Origin of the sequence: Temperatibacter marinus (assembly GCF_031598375.1) — a bacterium.
Classification (GTDB): domain Bacteria; phylum Pseudomonadota; class Alphaproteobacteria; order Sphingomonadales; family Kordiimonadaceae; genus Temperatibacter; species Temperatibacter marinus.
Genome location: NZ_CP123872.1, coordinates 428,876 through 450,625, shown reverse-complemented (window position 1 = coordinate 450,625; position 21,750 = coordinate 428,876). Strand labels below are relative to the sequence as shown.

At 44.8% G+C, this 21,750-nt stretch carries 19 protein-coding genes; 8 read left to right on the top strand and 11 right to left on the bottom strand.

Translation table 11 applies throughout. From position 1 onward, the window contains the following. Nucleotides 1-27 precede the first annotated feature (27 nt). Genes QGN29_RS02105 through QGN29_RS02095 form a run of 3 tightly spaced genes read right to left on the bottom strand, consistent with a single transcriptional unit; the run spans nucleotide 28 to nucleotide 2,526 of the window. A complete protein-coding gene (locus QGN29_RS02105; RefSeq protein ID WP_310799008.1) occupies nucleotides 28-636 on the bottom strand; it encodes a PAS domain-containing protein in 609 nt (202 codons plus the stop codon). A 45-nt stretch (nucleotides 637-681) separates the two neighbouring features. Then, complete coding sequence (locus QGN29_RS02100; RefSeq protein WP_310799007.1) at nucleotides 682-1,290, bottom strand: PAS domain-containing protein; 609 nt, start codon at nucleotides 1,288-1,290, stop codon at nucleotides 682-684. Nucleotides 1,291-1,302: 12 nt separating this feature from the next. Further along, nucleotides 1,303-2,526, bottom strand: a complete 1,224-nt coding sequence (locus QGN29_RS02095) for a phosphopentomutase (RefSeq protein WP_310799006.1) — start codon at nucleotides 2,524-2,526, stop codon at nucleotides 1,303-1,305. Nucleotides 2,527-2,639: 113 nt separating this feature from the next. On the opposite strand from QGN29_RS02095, the gene QGN29_RS02090 reads away from it, so the two are divergent. The 4 genes from QGN29_RS02090 to QGN29_RS02075 all read left to right on the top strand — a co-directional run bounded on the left by QGN29_RS02090 (nucleotide 2,640) and on the right by QGN29_RS02075 (nucleotide 5,991). Then, nucleotides 2,640-3,197, top strand: coding sequence for a phosphoribosyltransferase (locus QGN29_RS02090; protein ID WP_310799005.1), 558 nt, complete (start codon nucleotides 2,640-2,642; stop codon nucleotides 3,195-3,197). 12 nt (nucleotides 3,198-3,209) lie between these two features. Beyond that, nucleotides 3,210-4,034, top strand: a complete 825-nt coding sequence (locus tag QGN29_RS02085) for a purine-nucleoside phosphorylase (RefSeq protein WP_310799004.1) — start codon at nucleotides 3,210-3,212, stop codon at nucleotides 4,032-4,034. Between the two features lie 188 nt (nucleotides 4,035-4,222). Beyond that, a complete protein-coding gene (locus tag QGN29_RS02080; protein ID WP_310799003.1) occupies nucleotides 4,223-4,762 on the top strand; it encodes a PAS domain-containing protein in 540 nt (179 codons plus the stop codon). Continuing rightward, nucleotides 4,762-5,991 carry a methyl-accepting chemotaxis protein gene (locus QGN29_RS02075; protein WP_310799002.1) on the top strand — a complete coding sequence of 410 codons (1,230 nt, stop codon included), beginning with the start codon at nucleotides 4,762-4,764 and terminating at the stop codon, nucleotides 5,989-5,991. The genes QGN29_RS02080 and QGN29_RS02075 overlap by 1 nt, the downstream gene beginning before the upstream one ends. 94 nt (nucleotides 5,992-6,085) lie before the next feature. Here the strand turns inward: QGN29_RS02075 and QGN29_RS02070 are convergent, their stop codons facing one another. The 5 genes from QGN29_RS02070 to QGN29_RS02050 form a co-directional block, all read right to left on the bottom strand. Further along, nucleotides 6,086-7,705, bottom strand: a complete 1,620-nt coding sequence (locus tag QGN29_RS02070; protein WP_310799001.1) for a SulP family inorganic anion transporter — start codon at nucleotides 7,703-7,705, stop codon at nucleotides 6,086-6,088. A 137-nt stretch (nucleotides 7,706-7,842) separates the two neighbouring features. Continuing rightward, the gene (locus tag QGN29_RS02065; RefSeq protein WP_310799000.1) at nucleotides 7,843-10,020 is read right to left on the bottom strand and encodes a TonB-dependent receptor; all 2,178 of its coding nucleotides are present in this window, start codon (nucleotides 10,018-10,020) and stop codon (nucleotides 7,843-7,845) included. Between the two features lie 199 nt (nucleotides 10,021-10,219). Beyond that, nucleotides 10,220-12,043 (bottom strand): glutamine--fructose-6-phosphate transaminase (isomerizing), encoded by a 1,824-nt coding sequence (glmS, locus tag QGN29_RS02060; RefSeq protein ID WP_310798999.1) that lies wholly within the window; start codon nucleotides 12,041-12,043, stop codon nucleotides 10,220-10,222. Nucleotides 12,044-12,046: 3 nt separating this feature from the next. Continuing rightward, nucleotides 12,047-13,399: a bifunctional UDP-N-acetylglucosamine diphosphorylase/glucosamine-1-phosphate N-acetyltransferase GlmU gene (glmU, locus tag QGN29_RS02055; protein ID WP_310798998.1), complete on the bottom strand. Its 1,353-nt coding sequence runs from the start codon at nucleotides 13,397-13,399 to the stop codon at nucleotides 12,047-12,049. 44 nt (nucleotides 13,400-13,443) lie between these two features. Continuing rightward, a complete protein-coding gene (locus QGN29_RS02050) occupies nucleotides 13,444-14,499 on the bottom strand; it encodes a phytanoyl-CoA dioxygenase family protein (protein ID WP_310798997.1) in 1,056 nt (351 codons plus the stop codon). A gap of 99 nt (nucleotides 14,500-14,598) precedes the next feature. On the opposite strand from QGN29_RS02050, the gene QGN29_RS02045 reads away from it, so the two are divergent. Then, nucleotides 14,599-16,011 (top strand): amidohydrolase, encoded by a 1,413-nt coding sequence (locus QGN29_RS02045; protein ID WP_310798996.1) that lies wholly within the window; start codon nucleotides 14,599-14,601, stop codon nucleotides 16,009-16,011. A gap of 21 nt (nucleotides 16,012-16,032) precedes the next feature. Beyond that, nucleotides 16,033-16,791 (top strand): SDR family NAD(P)-dependent oxidoreductase, encoded by a 759-nt coding sequence (locus tag QGN29_RS02040; protein WP_310798995.1) that lies wholly within the window; start codon nucleotides 16,033-16,035, stop codon nucleotides 16,789-16,791. Between the two features lies 1 nt (nucleotide 16,792). Here QGN29_RS02040 and QGN29_RS02035 read toward each other — a convergent pair whose 3' ends face one another. The 3 genes from QGN29_RS02035 to QGN29_RS02025 form a co-directional block, all read right to left on the bottom strand. Continuing rightward, complete coding sequence (locus QGN29_RS02035) at nucleotides 16,793-17,425, bottom strand: methyltransferase family protein (protein ID WP_310798994.1); 633 nt, start codon at nucleotides 17,423-17,425, stop codon at nucleotides 16,793-16,795. A gap of 34 nt (nucleotides 17,426-17,459) precedes the next feature. After that, complete coding sequence (locus QGN29_RS02030; RefSeq protein ID WP_310798993.1) at nucleotides 17,460-18,662, bottom strand: pyridoxal phosphate-dependent aminotransferase; 1,203 nt, start codon at nucleotides 18,660-18,662, stop codon at nucleotides 17,460-17,462. An 87-nt stretch (nucleotides 18,663-18,749) separates the two neighbouring features. Next, entirely contained in the window at nucleotides 18,750-19,151 is a 402-nt protein-coding gene (locus tag QGN29_RS02025) for a hypothetical protein (protein WP_310798992.1), read from the bottom strand. Between the two features lie 89 nt (nucleotides 19,152-19,240). Here QGN29_RS02025 and uvrB point away from each other — a divergent pair, with 89 nt between their 5' ends. Together uvrB and QGN29_RS02015 are read left to right on the top strand one after the other, a co-directional pair. Beyond that, entirely contained in the window at nucleotides 19,241-21,385 is a 2,145-nt protein-coding gene (uvrB, locus tag QGN29_RS02020; protein ID WP_310798991.1) for an excinuclease ABC subunit UvrB, read from the top strand. Nucleotides 21,386-21,483: 98 nt separating this feature from the next. Continuing rightward, the gene (locus tag QGN29_RS02015; RefSeq protein WP_310798990.1) at nucleotides 21,484-21,747 is read left to right on the top strand and encodes a hypothetical protein; all 264 of its coding nucleotides are present in this window, start codon (nucleotides 21,484-21,486) and stop codon (nucleotides 21,745-21,747) included. Nucleotides 21,748-21,750: the final 3 nt, after the last annotated feature.

The window sequence follows — 21,750 nt, the reverse complement described above, 5'->3', positions numbered from 1 at the left end:
GCGAAAACTGTGCGAGTTAGATGGGACTTATATAGTCCGCACACCACAATTCTTTACGCCTGCAGCTAAATCGTAGGGAAAGTCGAAGACTCCTTCGCCCAGATCAAGGCGTTCAATTTCAAGTAGAATTGCTTGATCGATTGTGAGGGAGTCTACAAGCATCCACGCCGATTTTTTATCTTCAACAAGAGGTTCCATATCAACAGTAATGATCAAGCTATAACTGCCATCCTTATTGAGGAGAGGCAGGGTAAGTACATCATAATGCCAATCACGATTTTGACTGTCTTGAGCCAACCGTCGCGTCAAGGTGCCGCAGTGCTTTGATTGAATATTTTCGATCAAATATTTATGCAGTTTCTTCTGTGTGATCACATTGGCACGCGTGGAGATTATGTTGCGTGACTTTAGATTGTTCGTGTAAATGATCTTCATTTGCTCGCCCACAAGGGAGTAGCTCGCAGTACTTTCCTTGAGGTTATCTAAAACCATCACATAGGGTAGGATAGAGGTCATATCTTTCGGGTGAATTTCATGGCGGCACGGAATAGGCGAACTTGAATGATCTCGCCATTTTAACCATGCTGTAATCAGCACGTCAAAAACATTTGCTGGTGGTTTGACCAGCGCTTCCATAGTATTCTCCCCTAGCTCTTAGAAAAGAAGCCTATCCTGAAAACCTTAACAAATTCTTTCTATACCCAAATCGCGAATATTTTTCGCATTTTCAGAGGGGAAGTCGAAAACACCAAAACCCAAGTCTAAACGCTTTACTGCAGTAATGATGGTATTCTCAACATCAAAACTAACCATACTTTGCCAGGCAGAATTATCTTCAGGGCGGTCAGGCATGTAATTTACCGCGAGTATAAAGTGACTGCGTCCTTCTGATCCTGCAAGAGGAAGGCTCAGTATTTTCATGTTCCATTGAATGGAACGCTCATCATTGAGGCGTCTGTGTGTAACAATCCCACATCTATAGTCATTGATGCCTTTGACAAGCTGACGATGAATAGGAATTTGTTCTTGCGTTGCAGGCTTAATGTTATGTGTATTCTCGTTCACCATCTGACGAGCGTATAATTCTTTCACTTGCTCGCCGATGAGCGTATAGCGAGCTATGCCATCTCCTTCATAATCCATTAAGACGATATGCGGCAAATACCGATGAAGAGCTTGCGGTCTGATATCCTTTTTTGTGGGAATAGTTTCTGAAGAAGAGCGCCAACTTTTCCAAGCCTCAATAACTTTGTCAAAAATATCTGAAGGGGCCTTGTGTAATTGCTCCATATTATTTCCTTATTAAAGGGCCTTAGTCCCGTGACCGACAGGTTTCACGTTAAGATAGGAGGCCACTGTTTGCCCAATATCAGCAAAGCTCTTTCTCACGCCCATGTTTTCGGCCGGTAAGTTTGGTCTGTAAGCAAGGAAGGGGACATGTTCTCTTGTGTGATCTGATCCTTCCCACGTTGTGTCACACCCGTGATCAGCTGTCAGGATTAACAGATCATCCTCTGCCATTTTAGTGGTGACCTCAACGATGCGTCGATCAAAGTGTTCTAGGCAATCCGCATAGCCGCCAGGATTTCTTCTATGACCAAAACTTTGATCAAATTCCACAAAATTTGTGAAAATTAAATCACCGTCTTGCGCTGTATCCATAGCTCGGAGTGTTTGCTCAAAGAGAGCGTCATGCCCTGAAGCTTTAATAGATTTTGAAATGCCTGACCCTGCGTAAATGTCACTAATTTTTCCCACAGCAATAACTGAACGGCCGGCCTCAGTAAGATGGTCCAGCAGGGTAGGTTCGTGAGGCGGTGTTGCAATATCTTTACGATTGCCAGTGCGGGCATAGTTAGCACTAGAATCCCCAAGAAAGGGGCGTGCGATAATACGACCAATATTCAAGTCCAAGTCATCGACAGCTTGGCGCGCTTTATAACAAAGGTCATACAGTCGGTCTAAACCAAAATGCTCTTCATGAGCGGCAATTTGTAAGACACTATCTGCTGACGTGTAAAAGATGGGTTGTCCTGTTTCAATATGTTCGTCCCCCAATTCCGCAATGATTGTGGTTCCACTTGCATGTTTGTTACCAAGAATCCCTGGTAAATTGGCTTCTTGAATGAGACGATCCGTTAATTGCTGAGGAAAAGAAGGGTAGGATTTAGGGAAATATCCCCAGTCAAAGAGGACGGGAACACCAGCCATTTCCCAGTGACCGGAAGGCGTGTCTTTTCCTTTTGAAATTTCCTCGCACGCAGCGTATGACCCAATCACCGTTGAAGTTTCCAATCCTTTTGGAAGCGTGCCGGATACAAGCTCTGCTGCTTTACCTAGACCCAGCTGTGCAAGATTGGGTAAGTGCATCTGTCGACCCACAGGCCAAAACTCACTTGTATTACCCTCAGCGCACCACTGAGCAATATGCCCAAGCGTATTGGCACCTTTATCCCCAAAAGTGACAGCATCCGGTGTATATCCTATACCTAGGCTGTCTAAGACCAGAATGATTGCACGGGCCATATAAAACTCCACTCTCTTTTACCTAATAAAACTCGTAGACGAATATACGCGCTTATAGTAAAAGCAACAACACTCATAATTTAAAAAAACCTCAAATAATTAGAGGACTCTTCATGTCAGATATTCAAAAAGTTTATATCAGCGCTCAAGAGCTGTTAGATATGTCATTCAAACTTGGACTTAACATTCTTGAATCCGGGTTCAAGCCAAAATTCATCGTTGGTGTGTGGCGCGGTGGAACGCCCACTGGAATCGCCGTCCAAGAAGTCATGGAATATTATGGATTGAAGACAGACCATATCTCTATCCGCACAAGCAGTTACGTAGGGATGCAACAACAAAAAGAAGTCCACGTTCACGGACTTGAATATATTATTAACAACATCAATAGTGAAGATAGTTTGTTGATTGTTGATGATGTCTTTGATAGCGGACGCTCAGTAGAAGCCCTTATTCAACAACTGCGTCACACATGCCGTAAGAATACTCCAGAAGTGATTAAAGTCGCCACTTGCTATTACAAACCAGCAAAAAATGTGACATCCCTTACGCCTGACTTTTATATTGAGGAGACAGACGACTGGCTGGTTTTCCCTCATGAACTTGTTGGATGTAGTCGTGAAGAAATTAAAGAAAGCAAGGGCATCGATCTGCCTGAGATTAACATATAAAAGGAAATCACTATGGGCGTTTATGAACAAGTGCAAGACTGTGCCGAGTTTCTAAGAGGTAAAATCGGCGATTTTTCTCCTAAATGTGCGATTATTCTTGGCAGCGGTCTAAATCAGCTAGCCGAAGAATTAGAAGAGGCCATTCGCATTCAGTATACAGATATCCCTGGCTTTCCGAAGCCAACGGTGCAAGGTCACTCGGGCTGTCTTCATTTTGGAAAACTGAACGGCACAGAAATTGTTTGTCTGCAGGGTCGGTCGCATGGTTATGAAGGGCATGATGAGACAACTCTTGCCTATCCTACACGGGTCATGTGGGCCTTGGGTGTGCCGCTGCTTGTGATTACCAATGCGTCGGGCAGCCTGAATCCAGAGGCAACACCAGGCAATTTGATGATGATGACAGATCATATAAATATGTCGGGATTAAATCCTATGGCTGGGATGAATGACGAACGGTTTGGCCCGCGATTTTTCGATATGACCAATGCATGGGATAAAGAACATAGTCAACTCTTGCGAGAGTGTGCGGCTGAAATTGAAACGCCTCTTTTTGAAGGGACATATGTCGGTGTTCGGGGACCAAACTTTGAAACCCCTGCAGAGATAAAAGCTTTTCAGGTCTTAGGCGGTGGTTGTGTTGGAATGTCCACAGTGCCTGAAATTTTAACAGCTTCCCATCTGAACGGCATGAAAGCGTGTGGCATTGCAACAATGACGAATATGGGAGCAGGCATCACTGGCGAACCTCTCAATCATGAAGAAGTTATGGAACTTGGTTTAATTGCAGGCAAGCGTCTTGCTAAACTCTTAAAAGTTTTTGTTACGAAGTTATAGTTACTGTATTGAAGGTGACTGTTGTCGAGAAAATTTGACACTCTTGATAACAGTCAATTTCTTCCTCTCTCTTCTATTATACCTTAAATTCGGGTCAAATACCATTGGCTGAGAAGTTGATTTTCACTTTTCAGAAAAGGGAATTGCGCGACGAGGGGTCGTTGCGCTTGAGAGGTAGAGAGGTACTGATGGTTAAATATTCTGTTGAGCCTGTGGATCAAGAGGCTCGATTCGATGATCATGAGATCATTGTTTCAAAGACTGATCTGAAGGGGAACCTTCTCTATGCAAATGATGTGTTTTGTCGTTTAGCGCAACTTGAAACCACTCAGGCAATCGGACAGCCGCATAATATAATTCGCCATCCAGACATGCCTCGCTGTGTTTTTAAGCTATTGTGGGAGCGCATTCAGTCGGGCAAAGAGATTTTTGCCTATGTAAAAAATATGGCTTTGGACGGCAAATATTATTGGGTTTTAGCCCATGTTACACCAAGCTATAATGAAAATGCCCAGCACATAGGCTATCATTCCAACCGGCGTAAACCTACGCCCCATGCTCTTGCTCGGATCATACCACTCTATGAAAGTTTGGTAGCTGAAGAAGCGCTTCATAAAAATCAAAAAGAAGCCTTGATGGCAGGGGAGAAGCTTTTGAAACAGACTCTCGAAGAATCTGGGGCCACATATGATGAATATGTTTGGTCCATGATGAAAGGGAGCGTCTAATGTTTTGGAATAGAAAAAAAGAGAAAACTGATGAAGCCACTGCAATGCTTCGCAGGGAAAATGTTTATCTAAAAGAACAAAACGCTCACTATCAGGCTACTTTTGATCAAATTAGTGATCTCTCAGGAAAGATTGCAAAAGGAGATTTGAGTGCGCGGATTATCCACTGGGATCATTTTGATACTCTATCCCCTACATTGGCACAATTAAATCAAGCTTTTGATCTTACCGATGCTTATGTTCGGGAAGCCAGCGCCAGCTTAGAAGCCGCCTTAGATAAACGATATTATCGGCGTTTCTTGGAAACTGGGATGCAGGGCGATTTTAAGCGCGGTGCTCAAATCATTAATGCAGCTACACAGAGTATAAAAAAACAAGAGGAAGGGCAGAGACATGAATTAAAACGCCTTGCAACTGAATTTGAAACCTATGTGATGGCCTTGGTTGACCAGATAGATCAAGCTGCCAAGCATACACGGAAAAGTGCAGATGAACTTATGGAGGGGGCAGATGAAAATCAGCGCCTTGCAACAACGGTAGCGGCGGCGTCAAAACAGGCGACCATGAATGTTCAAACTGTTGCAGCAGCCTCAGAACAATTAACCTCTTCTGTGGAAGAGATCGCCCGCCAAGTGACGACATCTCTTCATGAAACTGAAAAGACTTCTGAGGAGGCCGCTGCTACAGAGCAGACTATTAAGGCGCTGAGCCAGTCTTCTGAAACCATTGGGACAGTGATAAAGCTGATCTCAGACATTGCCGAGCAAACTAATTTACTTGCACTGAATGCGACCATTGAAGCGGCTCGTGCGGGTGAAGCGGGCAAAGGCTTTGCAGTGGTGGCGAGTGAAGTGAAAAATTTGGCTCAGCAGACGGCCTCCGCGACCGGCGATATTAATCATCAAGTCTCGGATATACAAAATAATACAAGCCAATCCGTGAGGGCTGTTGATAAGATTGGACGCGGTATCTCTTCTCTAAAGGAAATTGCGGCAGCCATTTCTGCAGCGACAGAAGAACAATCTGCGGCCACTTCTGAAATTAGTCGAAATATTCAAGAGGCGGCAACAGGCACGAAGGACGTAACTGCAAATATCGGGCATGTGAGTGCCACTGCTCAGCAAACTAAAAGTCGCGCACAAGAATTACATTCTTCTTCTGTTCAATTGGAAGATCAAATACACAATTTGAAAATTGAAACGACGAAATTTCTTCAAACATTTAAATAATGTGAAATCGCATATATACAAAAGCAGAACCAAAAGGCGCCTTCCTTTTACGGATAGGGCGCCTTTTAGTCTTCATAAAAGTGATTTGTCTTCGTTACGCTTGGCTCTTATCTCTCGTAAGGATAAGCAAGAATATACCGATAATCGCATAGCCAGTCGCCAGTTGATAAGGCAAGTGAATGGCACCCTCAGCGGCCGTTAAATTCCAGGGCAGATACATACCACTTGAAGAAGAAATTGAATGGACTACGCCAAAGAGAGTGAGAAGAGAAGCTGTAAAAGCAGCAAGGGCGGCATGGATCAGTTTCCGATCAATAATCCAGACGATAAGAGCAGCCCAGATCATAGAGGTTAAAACATATCCTGAAGCAAGTGCACCGAGAAGAGCGTGACCTTGCAACCACTGGTCCCCTATAACGGATGTCATTGCCGTACCATCCGCCGTGACCTGACTGGAAACTTTTACGAACAATTCATCAACTTTTACTTTTGCAAAATTTAAAATTGCAGGGATGAGAGCAAATAAGAGCGCGGGGGCATGTCTTACATCGCCGCCTGTAAAGGCAAGGCGCATAATATCAGATGCGACCACCACAAGGATTGGTGAGAGGACTGAGACGGGAATCATCTTTGAAGCAAAAGCAATGAGACCAACAAAGCCGAGAAGGGCAATAACTGCGGCGGTTCCCATAGAGTAATTAGTACGGGCCCCCATTCTTTTATAGGTCGTGTGCCCAAAGTAAGGGGTTGTTTGCGCTGTTCCGCCAAAAAGAGCCATCAAGAAGGTGGTGCCTGCATCAATTTGTACAATGGTGCGGGGATCATATTCATCTCCGATGATTTTTGCACCTGCAACAACATTCACTGCGCTGGCGGCGATCAAAAGAGCAAACGGGAAAATAATCCCCATAAAGCCAAGCGTTAAAGGGTCAAACACTGTCGAAAACCCTGCAAATGTGATGGTCGGGAGAACGGGCGAAATTTCTGGTGCTTGTAAGAGAGCATAACCACTGCCATAGTCATTAGCGGCTAAGACGTAATAGATCAATGTTCCAAATACGATTGCAATCACTGCCCCCGGTAAATTGAAGGGAAGTTTATGACCCGCGATCAGGGCATAAGCCATAATACCCAGGGCTAAAAGGCCAACTTCTGGCAGTAAAAAGGTGTTATATACGGCATTGGCGCCGAGCCAAATAGTTGCAATTCCTGCCATTGTGCCCACAAGAGCCATGGTTGGAATGGTCTTTTGCATGGACCGGCCAAAGAATGACAGGCCAGCCTTAATAAGGGCCATCCAAATTGTTGCGCCGAGGCCAATTTTCCAAGCAAGCATGCCTGCCTCAAGGTCGCCCAGTTCTGCTTTATTCAGAAGGAATGTTGGTCCCAAAACAAAGAAACACATGCCAAGAATAGTCGGCAGATCAATCCCCAGCGGAATAGCCGTAAGGGTATCAACGCCCGTCTTCTTTACTAACTTTTTAGCATAGTAAACATTGGCGAGGTTACCAATAAGAATGCCCATGATACAGCCAGGAATAATATAGCCGAATAATATTTCCGCCGGAAAATTAAAGACACCTATCATGATGCCTGCCATCACAAATAAATTAACAACACAGTCCAAGAAGAAGGCAAAGCCTGCATTGATGTCCATGGATAGTTGTGAACCGCTTTTAGCCGTCGTTAGTGTATTAGAGAGATTATCGCTCATGAGTTTCCCGCCCCGTTATATGCACTCATTATATGCAATTTAGAAAGAGGCACTCTAGCGAGAACGCTAGTGATAGGCAAATAAAAAGGGCCAGAGACATGTCTCTGGCCCTTAATAAATTTTCTTACCTCAATCGCTTAGAAGTTAGCGCGGAAAGAGAAGCCGATGGTACGAGCATCGTTAACGAACGCTGTGTTGTTATTGAAGTCAACACCACCTTTTAGGTTGTCTTCGTCTGTGATGTTTTTCACATAGAATGCAGCTTCGTATCCGCCATCATCCCATGTATAACCTACGCGAAGATTACCCTCTAAGTCACCACTTGTACGATATTCAGCAGATTCGTAAATGAAGAGGTTCTTTTCGCCTTCGAAGAACCAATCTGTAAAGACAAAGAACTCACCTTCGCCAAGTTCAACACCGTAACGGGCTGTGAAGTTCAAAGACCAATCAGGTGCTTGTGGTAGAGGGTTGCCTTGTGCTTGAGCAAAACCACCCGCCTTCACTGGGTCAAGAACTGTACATTGTGCACAGGTACCAACAAGAACAGAAGATTCGATTTCTGTTTCTGTGAGGGCGAACCCTGCAGTAACGAACCAGTTATCATTCACAAGCCATTCAAGATCAAATTCAGCACCATAACCATTTGTATGGGGAACATTGATAAGAAGGATAGAGTTACCAGCTGTGCCACCGACAGCTGAAATCTGCTGGTTCTCCATTTCCCATTTATAGAAGGCACCATTTAAACGAAGTCTATTCTCTACGAGGGTAGATTTGAAGCCAACTTCACCAGAAAGAATTGTTTCAGGCTTAGCAACTGAGAAAGGAACAGCATCTAGGAATGCAACGTTACGGCCCTGAATTGATCCAGCGCGGAAGCCTTTAGCAAGGCGACCATAGACAGAAACATCATCGTTTAGTTCGTGGTTAACTGCAATATCCCAGCTCAACTCACCGTCACTGATTTCTGTTTCGTAGACTGTTCCAAAGACCTGGTTAGCAACCATTTCTTTTTTGTCATCTGTGTAACGAGCACCAGCAGTTATCACAGTGCTTTCGCCAACATCGCCGTCAACCTGTGCAAACAAAGACCAGCTTGAATTGTCATGTTGCACAGTCGATTCAGGGACGAACCCTGGGAATGTTGTAACACTCAGATCACTTGAGAAATAGTAAGCACCGGCCTGCCAGCGAACATCGCCGTCTGCTGCTGAAGCAAAACGCAGTTCTTGAGTGAACTGAGATGTTTTGTCCATTCTGTCCATTGTAGCAGAAGGGAAAGGAATGAAACCTGGACCCATTTCCGGTAAGAAGGATGCGCCGAAACCACCGTCAATATCACCAAGAGAGAAGCCATCAGCTTCGTTGTAAGAGGTGATCGATGTCAGAGTTACTGTGTCAAAATCATAAGTGATTGTTGCAGAAGCACCAAGACCATCGTATTCCTGTGGGTTGTTTTCACCAGCATCAAACCAAACAGTGTCACGGTCATAATTTTCATTCAACTGATTACTACCACCACCAACAATATTCGCACGGAAAATTGACGATGTGCCTTTATTCTTACGACCTTGAACACTTACATGAAGGCTTGCAGGTCCTTCTTCGATCAAGAACTGAAGACGCGCAGCTGTTTCAGTGAAACCGCCCATGGCATTTTCTTCGCCTGTGTAACCATTGTCGATCCAGTCGCCGCGGCGTTGATACAGAGCAGAAACACGGTAGCTAGAATTCTCATCGATAGACCCGCCGTATGCTCCTTCAAGCTCCACTGTTCCAAGAGTACCTAGGTTGAAGCTTGCATAGCCTTCTTCATCTTGGGTTGGCTTGTTTGTGTCAAACTTAACGATACCAGCCGGCGTGTTTTTGCCGAATAATGTACCTTGTGGGCCACGAAGAACTTCAACGCGCTGAACATCGAAAAGTGGGAAGGATTTAAGAGCAACGTTTTCCATTACAACGCCGTCCATGATTACAGAAACGGGCTGAGATGCAGCAAGATCAAAATCTGTGTTACCAAGACCACGGATATAAAAACGCGGTGCGACGCGACCGTTTGATGATTCTGCGTTTAGGCCAGGAACCCGGCTAGCAAGAGCACGAATGTCAGCGCCGCCAGCAAGAAGGTTAGACATGCGCTCGCCGTTAACCACAGAAACAGAGACAGGAACATCCTGAAGACTTTGCTCGCGTTTTTGGGCTGTAACAACGATCTCTTCAAGAATAAGATCATCGTCTGCAAGGATTGGTGTTGTGAATGCAGTGGCAGTCATAAGAGCTGCAATACTGCTTGTCATTTTAAGATGCTTCATAGTTAATAACTCCTGAGAGGAAAAAGCGATTTCTTTTTGAATACGAGAGCACAGACGTCATATAGGTCCATACATCACTAAAAACTGATGACCTGTGTCTATTTATGTTGCAGTGCAAATGCAATGAATTGCGAAGCATGAGCCCTTGAATCTGTATCTTTTGAAACTGTCTGTAATATTTTTGCAACAGTTTGAAAATTTATTCAACTGTAACGGATTTAGCTAAATTCCGTGGCTGATCCACATCTGTGCCTTTAGCAATAGCTGTATAGTAAGCCAACAACTGGATCGGAATAGAATAAAGCAAGGGTGAGATAAAGGATTTTGCTTTGGGTAACTCAATGGTTGCAAGGCTATCGTCTCGATACCCTTGGAGGCCTGCATCATCAGAAATAAGGACAATTTTACCGCCCCGCGCCAATACTTCTTGCATGTTGGAGATCGTTTTTTCGTAGATTTCACTCGAAGGGGCTAAAACAATCACAGGCACATTTTCATCAATCAAAGCAATGGGCCCATGTTTCATCTCGCCCGCTGCGTAGCCCTCGGCATGAATATAGCTAATTTCTTTCAATTTTAAGGCGCCTTCAAGGGCGATAGGATAATCCACCCCGCGCCCTAAAAATAGAATATCTCTTGCTTTTGCAAGGTCACGCGCGACGGTTTTGAATTGGTCTTCTTTTGTGAGAGCCATTGACATTAAGGAGGGGGCTTCTTCCAAAGCCTTTACATACTGTTGCTCGTCTTCTTGAGAAAGAGACTGCTTTGCTTTTGCGGTTGCAAGCACCAAACATGCTAGAACAGAAAGTTGGCATGTGAAGGCTTTCGTCGAAGCTACTCCTATCTCGGGTCCAGCATACGTATGGAAGACCATTTCGCTTTCTCGAGCCATACTGGATCCATCAACATTGATGATCGTTGCGATTATTTGCCCTTTTTCTTTAGCATGCCTTAGTGCAGCTAAAGTGTCTGCAGTCTCGCCTGATTGAGAAATTAATAGAGTTAAGCCGCCCTCTGCCATGACCGCATCTCTGTACCGAAATTCAGAAGCAATATCTAGGTCAACAGGGACTTTAGCTATTTTTTCAAACCAATATTTGGCAACCATGGCAGCATAATAACTTGTACCGCAAGCTATCAGTGTCACACGAGGAATTTGGCTTAGGTCAATTGGGAGATCCCCTAAATCGATAGAACGCTTGCTGTAATCAATGTATTTTCCCAATGTTTGAGCCACAACGATCGGTTGCTCATGAATTTCTTTGAGCATGAAGTGGTTGTAATTCCCTTTGCTCACTAACGCCCCTGTATTGAGGGATTGCTTTTCCTGTCTGTAAACCATCGTATGCGTGTGATCAAAGAGCTGAATGGTATCAGGGGAGATTACAGCCCAATCCCCTTCTTCCAGATAAATGACGCGATTGGTGAGACCAGACAACGCAAGAGCATCAGATCCGATAAAATTTTCACCCTCACCAATGCCGACAACAAGAGGTGATCCTTTGCGTGCGCAATAGAGGACGTCAGGTTCATCTATGATTTGAATTGCGAGAGCAAAAGCGCCTTCAATCGCATCAAGTGTGGCTTTCATTGCGCCCTGACCTGAGCCTGTTTGCTTGAGATGAAAGGTGAATAATTGAGTAACGACCTCCGTGTCTGACTCGCCCTCAAAAGTATATCCATTTGAGACCAAATCTTCTTTGAGATCTTTGAAGTTTTCTATAATACCATTATGCACCAGAGCTACGGTATCAGTCATGTGAGGATGGGCATTTTGTGCTGTTACAGTCCCATGTGTTGCCCACCGAGTGTGGCCAATGCCAGAAGTGCCTTCTAAGGGGTCAGAGAAGAGCAGTTTCCTTAAGGCAGATAGTTTGCCTACTGCCCGCCGTCGATCAAGACTCCCGTTAGAAAAAGTTGCAATGCCTGCACTGTCATAGCCACGATACTCTAGACGTTGTAGGGCATCTACAAGCCGATCTGCTACTGTTGTTTGTCCTGCAATACCAATTATGCCGCACATGGTTTAGCCCTTTTTCATTTTCTCTTTTTTTGCAAGAGCACGTGCTCTAAATTTGGTGGCGAAACCAGAAATTTCAGTTTGCTTTGCACGCTCACTTGCAAGACTATTCTCTGTTACATCTTTTGTGATTGTGCTGCCCGCAGCTACAATGGCCCCCTCACCAACTTTAACAGGGGCAACCAGAGATGTATTTGATCCAATAAAACTGCCATCCCCCATTTCTGTGACAGATTTATTATATCCATCATAATTGCATGTAATGGTGCCCGCACCGACATTAACTTTTTTACCGAGGAGGCTGTCTCCAACATAGCTCAGATGATTGATCTTACTGCCGGGGCCGACGATAGCTTTCTTGGTTTCAACAAAATTTCCAACTTTTGTATCTTCATGAAGTTTTGTTCCTGGCCTCAGTCGGGCGTAGGGACCAATTTGAGCGCGTTTCCCAATGACGGCACCTTCCAGATGACTGAAAGCTTTAATCACAGCCCCTTTCATTATCTTAACTTGAGGACCAATGAATACATTGGGTTCAATGACGACATCTGGGTCTATCACTGTATCCGCTGAAAAATAGACACTATTTGGATCAATCATCGTAATGCCATTGTCCATCATTTTGGTGCGCATCTTGGTTTGAAATATAGCTTCAGCTTGGGCTAAGTCGGATCGACTATTCACTCCCATCACATCTTCTTCACAGGCATGAGTTACACTGATTTTTTTGCCCATTTTTCGTCCAATTTCGACAATATCTGTAAGGTAATATTCGCCGGAAGCATTATCATTTGAAAGTTTAGAGAGTAAAGTTGGCAGTAATGTCCCATCCACAGCCATCATCCCAGAATTGCATAAAGGAATGTTGCGCTCAGCCTCTGATGCATCTTTATATTCAACAATGCTCTCAAGCCCTCCCTCTGCATCCAGTTTAAGGCGGCCGTACCGGGCAGCATCTTTCGGAGTAAAGCCAAGAACGCTGGCGACAGCCCCGGATTGTTTGCGACTGTCCAGCATGTCTTGCATGATGCTCGCAGGAATAAAAGGGACATCGCCGTACAAAATTAAAACATCCGCAGCTTGGTTTTTGAAGGAGTCTGTAGCAATCTTAACAGCATGACCTGTCCCCAGTTGCTCTTTCTGTTCTGCATAAGCTACCATGGGAACAGCTTCCATGACTTGTTCTTTCAGCGCCCCGACAACAAGAGTTATCTCATCAGGAGCCAAGTCTTGAACTGCCTCAACAAGATGATGGATCATTGGTTTGCCTGCAATGGGGTGAAGAACTTTATGAAGGTCAGACTTCATACGTGTGCCTTTGCCAGCAGCAAGAATAATGACGGATAATTGATGGCTCATATGTTCCAAGTCCCTGAAATGCTTATCAATAAAGATATAACAGATTATTTCTTTGCGTCATACTCTTTGTTTGTGACCAGTTTGTGATCAATTAGATGCCAGGTTGAGGGCACACCACGCTTTTCATTCTTTTTATCCAAGTATGACCAATACCAGCGCATAACGCGCCTTTGATAGCGGCCTCCCCAACGCGCCATAATTTTAGGCAGCGGAATAAAAGGATTCATTCGACAATAGGCCCATATTTCAAATCGACCTCGACCAGCAACGGCTTGTCCCCGGCAGTGAAAGCCATGTGTATTCGCAATGACCAGACTATTGGCAGGAAGAGGTAGCGCTTGAGGGTTAGGTAGGTCCATCTCTCTTAGGTCCTCTATATCCGCGCGCATGGAACCTTTTTCACTATATCCATCAGGATGATTTTGAACAGTAATGGACTTTTTATACTCCCACTTTAGCCGCTTCCATGTGAATTGATGGGATCCTGCAACATAGGTGAATGGGCCGTCTTCCGGGGCGACATCTTCAAGGAAATACCAAGCTTTCATGGTAGGATGAAAAGTATCTGAATGGATATTTTTTTGAGGATCAGACGAGTGTGTTGTTTGGCCGTAAAGACCATTCCTTATCCGCTGCAAGTAAAGCAACGCTGGATGGGCAAAACTCGCACCGTAATCCAGGAGATTGTTGAACGATCGATTAGATATGAATTTCTTAAGCGCAGGGCTCTTCTCTAAACTCTCATGATCTAACAAAATCCTCTGTGTATGGGTGTCACCCTGTGATAATTCTCGTGCTTCGCCCTCTATGGCTGTGGTCTCTATAACAAGGGCGTTAAATTCATCCTCAGAGAGGTAATTTTGAAGGACAAGAAAGCCGTCCTTATGAAAAGCTTTTCTGTCTGAGGCTGGCATTTTCCACAACAAAAAAGACCATCGGCACTGTGTTAGAAAATGCGCAAGGCAATATCTTAGAATGTGAAGACCGCAATAGTTTAGCAGTCTCGAGCCGATAATTGGATTGGCAATAAAAGAATTACTTCCGGTGAGCAAGGCCACAAGATGAAAGGGAAGGGATAGAATTGACTTTAAGAACTTCATAAAAATATCTTTATACAAGCTCGTGAATGATTGCAATTAGGGATGACATCTTTGACAAAAAAAGGCATAAGAACCATAAGGTTTTGATAGGGGATTCAAATGAAACAGATATTCATACTTCTCACGATATGTTTGACAGGATTAGCGACGATGGTTGATGCAGCGGATAAGATACAAGTTTCTCTCATTGTTAAAGGGGATCACGTTGTCACAATGGAGAAGGGCAATTTAATAGAGGACGGCGCTGTGGCTATTCAGGGCGCCAAGATCGTTGCCATTGGTACAGCGGCAGAAATCCTCAGTGACTATCATGCAGACACGATACTCTCAGGTGACGGTAAAATTTTGATGCCAGGCCTCGTCAATGGCCATACCCATACCAGTATGACTTTGATGCGCGGGCTTGCTGATGATTTGAAACTCATGGAGTGGCTTACACAGCATATTTTCCCGATGGAGGGCAAATATGTAGATCCAGAATTTATCAGGCTTGGCTCTTCTCTCGCTTGTTATGAGATGATCAAGTCGGGCACCACGACATTTGTGGATATGTATTTTTATCCAGACACAATTGCTCAAGTTGTAGATGAATGTGGCCTTAGAGCGATCATCAGTGCTCCCATGATAGACTTTCCTAGTCCGGGCTTTAAGGGGTGGGACGATAGCTACCAAGCTGGTGTAGATTATGTGAAAAGATGGAAAGGGAAACATGAGCGCATAACACCAGCCCTAGCGCCTCACGCCCCGTATACTGTCGCTCCAAATCACCTTAAACAAGCTGCAGAGACAGCACGCGAACTGGGAGTTCCGATCTCTATCCATGTGGCAGAAGATTCGTCTGAGACAAAAACCATTGGGGAAAGATACGGAAAAACACCTGTGACTCATGTGAAAGACTTGGGATATTTTGATGTACCAGAACAAGTGATTGCGGCTCATGTAGTTTATCCGACAGCAGAAGAAATTAAAGAAATGGTCGGTAAGCCGTTCGGTCCAATCCATAACCCGACATCTAATTTAAAACTTGCCGCCGGCATTTCACCCGTGACAGAAATGATGAAAGCCGGTGTGCACGTTGGCCTTGGGACCGATGGTGCGGCTTCGAATAATGACCTTGATATGTGGGGTGAAATACACCTCGCAGCTCTGATTCACAAAACAGCTACCGGAGACCCAACAGCCATGCCAGCCTATGATGCTGTATCATTGGCGACAGACAGTGGTGCGCGCGCCATTGGTAAGGGACAAGAAGTCGGAAGCTTAGAGGTTGGGAAATGGGCAGATATGATCCAGCTTGATGTCTCAACTCTCGAGATGCAGCCGCTCTATAATGTTATGTCGCATCTGGCCTATGCTGTGAATGGGTCTGATGTCGTCACAACGATTGTGCATGGGCAAATATTAATGAAGGATCGTGAAGTTCAAACCATTAAGGCAGAACCGCTTAAAGAGAAAATCATTCAAAAAGTGAATGAAATGAAAGCTGCTTTAAAAGAAACTAAGGAAGAGTAACGTCTATAAAGGAAGTAGAGTATGAAATTAGCAGATATCGGTGTCGTTGTTACAGGAGGCGCTTCGGGGCTTGGAGGCGCAACAGCAGAATATTTTGCCGCCCAAGGGGCAAAAGTGACAATTTTCGACTTAAATGAAGAGGCTGGGCATAAACAGGCAGAGAAAATTGGCGGCCAATTCGCTAAGGTGAATGTTGCAGATGAGGCGAGTGTTAGATCTGGTTTAGATTTGGCTGAAACTGCCCACGGCATAACGCGTGTCTTGATGAATTGTGCAGGTATTATTGGTGCGGGAAAAACAGTGGGCCGAGACGGTGCTATGCCGCTTGATAAGTATAAAGCGGCTATTGATGTGAACCTTGTAGGCTCCTTTAACTGTATTCGTCTTGTGGCAGAGCGCTTGTGCAAAGCGGATCCTATTGACGGCGAGCGTGGCATTCTCATCTCAACAGCATCAATTGCAGGTTATGAAGGTCAAATTGGGCAAGTGGCCTATGCAGCTTCAAAAGGTGGCATTATTGGCATGACGTTGCCTGTTGCTCGCGACCTTTCACGTGATTTAATTCGGAATATGACCATTGCGCCGGGCATATTTATGACCCCTATGCTTGCAGCCGTCCCCGATGAATACCGTCAAGCCTTAGCGGCGAATGTTCCAAACCCTAGCCGATTGGGCGATCCAGAAGAGTTCGCGCGTCTTGCGGAACATATTGTAGAAAATCAATATTTAAATGGGGAAGTCATTCGCTTAGACGGCGCCCTCAGGATGCAGCCGAAATAACCTAAATCCAACGCCGTACTTTTGAAAAATAGGTCTCATAGTCGGGGCCTATTTTTTTAACCAAATAGGCTTCCTCCTCTCTGACTTGTACATTCACTGTGCAGAAGATTAACAGAGAGACAGCAAGGGTTATCGCACTCGGCGCCATTAGGAAAATCCCAAGAAATAGCAGTTGCACGCCTAAGAAAAAAGGGTTCCTACTCACTGAAAAAGGCCCTGAAGTAACCAGGGCAATTTCATCATCATTTTCAGCGGATTCAGGAATGCCAATCCGCCAATTTTTGCTGATGACAATCATGGCCCAAAGGCAAAGCATCACACCAACGAGCCCCAGGATAATTCCTGAGAAGGCAATCATTGGTTTACTCGCGAGTAGCAGGATTGGCCCAACGAGGATATCTAGGGATGGATCAATCAACCGACCGATGAGAAATAAGACCATGACAATGAAGGAAACCGAGTACATTTTTGCGCAAAACCCCATTACATCATCACTGGCTTTTAAATAGTTTGGATTTTGACCCGTTCGGATCTTCACCAGCACTGTCCGAAGAGCCATGGCGCCAACTAAAATCGCTGACAGAGCAAAAGGAAGTATCGTCAACATTTTCGCTGTCGTTAAAAAATCAATCATCTTACTTTCCTTAGGTATTTATGAGCTACGCAAGTTATTTAAGGGCTGCAGTGGCTTTTTGAATTCTTTGACACGCTTCCTTTAACAGGTCTTTTGAGGTCGCATAGCTGGCTCTAAAATAGGGCGAGAGGCCGAAAGCTTTCCCGTGGACAGCAGCGACACCGTACTCTTCAAGTAAGTAGGTGACGAAATCTTCGTCACACTCAATAACGTTCCCTGCCGGCGTGGACTTTCCGATGCACCCCGCAATTGAGGGATAGACATAAAATGCTCCTTCAGGCATGGGACAGTCGATGCCTTCTGCCTCATTAAGCATCTTCACAACCATGTCCCGTCTTTTCTTAAAAGATGCTGCACGGCTTTCTAGAAAGTCCTGAGGACCATTCAGGGCAGCTTCTGTAGCTGCTTGAGAAATTGAGCAAGGATTGGATGTGCTTTGAGATTGAATTTTAGCCATTCCTTTTATAACAGAGGCGTCTCCTGCTGCATAGCCAATGCGCCATCCTGTCATTGCATAGGCTTTGGCAATCCCATTCATTGTTAAAATTCGTGCCGATAGGTCAGGGCAGACTTCTGCAAAAGTAAAAAATTTGAAGTCATCATAGACAAGATGTTCGTATATATCATCCGCGAATACCCAGACATGTGGATGTCTTTTTAGGACAGACCCAAGCGCTTTGATTTCCTCTTTTGTATAAGCAGCACCTGTTGGATTAGATGGGCTGTTGAAGATAAGCCATTTTGTTTTTTCTGTTATGGCAGATTCAAGTTGATCTGGGCTTATTTTAAAATGACTCTCAATGGAGGCCTCTATGATCACTGGTACGCCTTCAGCTAATTGAACAATATCTGGGTAGCTGACCCAATACGGCGCGGGAATAATCACTTCATCGCCAGGATTGAGTGTGGCCATCATGCAGTTATATATTGTATGTTTCCCGCCACTATTGACACTGATTTGATCATGAGAAAATTCAAGGTTATTTTCCCGTTTGAATTTTTCAATGACAGCCTGTTTCACAGCCGCAGTGCCATCCACGTTTGTATATTTGGTTTCGCCTGCATCCATCGCTGCTTTTGCTGCGTCTTTTATGTGATCGGGTGTGTCAAAATCAGGTTCACCTGCACCGAGACCAATCACATCCTTTCCTGCGGCTTTCATAGCGATTGCTTTACCTGTAACAGCCATTGTTGGAGAGGGTTTTATACGATCGAGTGTTTTACTTAGAATGCTCATTTGGTTGCTTTCAAACTTACAAAGGACAAGAGAAATTTAACTGTCACTTTATGAAGGATTGTATGGCGAGGCAAGGATGATCTTTAGCTATTTTCCTCTTAATTTAGTCAAGATATGTTCAATTAAAAACAGGCCTGCCACAGCCAGTGAGGCATAGATTCCGATACTCCCTAAAGGGCGCATGAGGCTATCATAAGAAGACTCGATAAAAAAGCTATAGCCAAAGAGGAAAGGGATCAGAAATAGAAGGCCGCTTTTGCAGTATTCGAAGCCGCTCTCCAGAGGAATGTCCAGGGCCTTGAAAGACTGAGCGCCGTGAATAATATTCATCAAGCAGGCGAACAAAAAGTAAATATGCATACTGCGATACATCATCCGCGGACCATCATCTAAATATCTTGTTGGGACGCTTTCCATATATTGACCACTTAGGGCAAAGAGGATAAGGCCAAGCAGGCCGCCCCAAAAGTGTGTTTTTCTTAATGTCATCGTTTCCCTCCCTGGTGAATTAACACTATGCAAGAAGCTTATGGCGCATTAAACTCTCCTTCAAGAAAAATAAGACTCGGAAGACAGCCATGCCAGGTGAACATCATTTAGCGAATTTTATTCCTAACAAAGCCAACCGCCCTGAAAAAACAGAAGGCGGTAAGAAATTTGAATTGGTTTCAGATTTTACCCCGTCTGGTGACCAGCCCGCGGCCATCAAGGAACTTGTCCAAGGGATCTCTCAAGGGGAGAGCGATCAGGTCCTTCTCGGTGTTACGGGATCAGGGAAAACATATACTATTGCAAATATTATAGAACAAACGCAGCGACCGGCTCTCATCATGGCTCCGAACAAGACATTAGCCGCTCAGTTGTACGGCGAATTTAAGGCGTTTTTCCCCAACAATGCCGTCGAATATTTTGTCTCTTATTATGATTATTATCAGCCAGAAGCTTATGTACCACGCACAGACACATTTGTCGAAAAAGAAGCCAGCATTAACGAGCAGATCGATCGTATGCGCCACTCTGCAACGCAGTCTATACTTGAGCGGGATGACGTGATTATTGTTGCCTCTGTCTCTTGTATCTACGGTATTGGGTCGGTGGAAACTTATACTGCAATGAGTCAAATGATCAAAGTTGGACAGACTATTGATCCGCAGCAGTTAGCGCGAAAATTAGTGGCCCAGCAATATACCCGCAATGATCAAGCTTTCCAACGCGGCACTTTTAGAGTGCGCGGTGATGTGATTGATATCTTTCCATCACACTATGAAGATCGAGCTTGGCGTATCATGCTCTTTGGAGATGAAATCGAAGAGATATTTGAATTTGATCCTCTGACAGGCCATAAGACAGCTTCATTGGAAGCGGTGAAAATATATGCGAACAGCCATTATGTAACGCCTCGCCCTACGCTTGATCAGGCTGTAAAAGGAATTCGGCATGAGTTGGCGCAGCGAATTGACTATTATAAATCCCAAGAGCGCCTTCTTGAGATGCAACGGATTGAACAGCGAACAAACTTTGATATTGAAAGTTTAGAGGCCATGGGTAGCTGTGCTGGAATTGAGAATTACAGCCGGTACTTGACTGGTCGGGCGCCTGGCGACCCTCCGCCAACCTTGTATGAATATCTACCTGAAAACGCATTACTCTTCATGGACGAAAGCCATGTTTCTGTTTCGCAAATTAGCGGGATGAGCCGTGGCGACGCCAAAAGAAAAGGCACACTTGCAGATCATGGATTTAGACTGCCCTCTGCCATCGACAATCGACCGTTGAAGTTTGAAGAATGGGATGGAATGCGTCCCCAATCAGTCTATGTGTCTGCTACGCCAGGTGATTGGGAACTAGAGCGAACTGGAGGTGTCTTTACAGAACAGGTTATCCGTCCAACAGGTTTAACAGATCCAGATATTGAAATCAGACCTGTTGATATGCAGGTTGATGATTTGATGCATGAAGCGCACCGCATGGCGGAAAAAGGAATGCGTGTTTTGGTGACGACTCTGACGAAAAGAATGGCAGAGGATTTAACCGAGTATCTTCACGAGAACGGCGTGAAAGTCAGATACATGCACTCTGACATTGATACATTAGAGCGCATAGAAATTATTCGTGATTTACGACTCGGTGTGTTTGATGTTTTGGTGGGTATTAACTTGCTGCGGGAGGGGCTTGATATTCCTGAATGCGGTCTTGTCGCGATCCTCGATGCAGATAAAGAAGGTTTCTTGAGAAGCGAACGGTCTCTTATTCAGACGATTGGTCGCGCAGCACGCAATGTCGACGGACGGGTTATTTTATATGCGGATAAAATTACGGGCAGTATGAAAACGGCCATTGATGAAACCAATCGCCGCCGATCAAAGCAAGAAGCCTATAATATAGAACACGGCATTGAACCCAAGACGGTAGCGAAAAATATCGGGGAGATAATTGAACATATATCAAGCGGAGACTATGTCACTGTTGATATTGGCGAGGATGCTGATCATCTTGTGGGTAGTAATCTTAAAAAGCATCTTGATACTTTGAAAAAGAAAATGATTGAAGCGGCTGAAAATCTTGAATTTGAGGAAGCAGCGCGCCTTCGTGACGAAGTTAAATCTCTTGAAGCTGGTGAACTGGGCGTCCCTGATCCGACCGTGCGACCAAAGGGCCGATCTTCTGGAGGTGTGGGCGGAACCAGGACTGTTAAATCTAAGTCTCAGAAGAAGTGGTCCTAGGCCTATTCGCTAAATAGGGTTTTTATGTTATACTGATCGTGAACGAAGTCTCGAGGATCCTGTTGAAACTGTGTAGAGTTTTAAGTGAAAGGGATGAGATGAGCAGCCATATTTTTTGCCCTCTCTGTCAGCCTGAGGCTATTTCAGGTGAGATGAAAGCCACATATACAATTGCCTACGACGGCGGCGTTCTTATAGAATGTAGCAGTTGTGGGAACTTCCGCACACCAAGTATGAAAATGGTAGGGACTTTGAAGGACCCTACCTTTGATCAGGATGATCGCCACCTATTGAAACGCTTAATTATGACGGAAAATAGCATGGGCATGGTAGCCCGTTTGCATAACCAAATCCTTCATTGATCC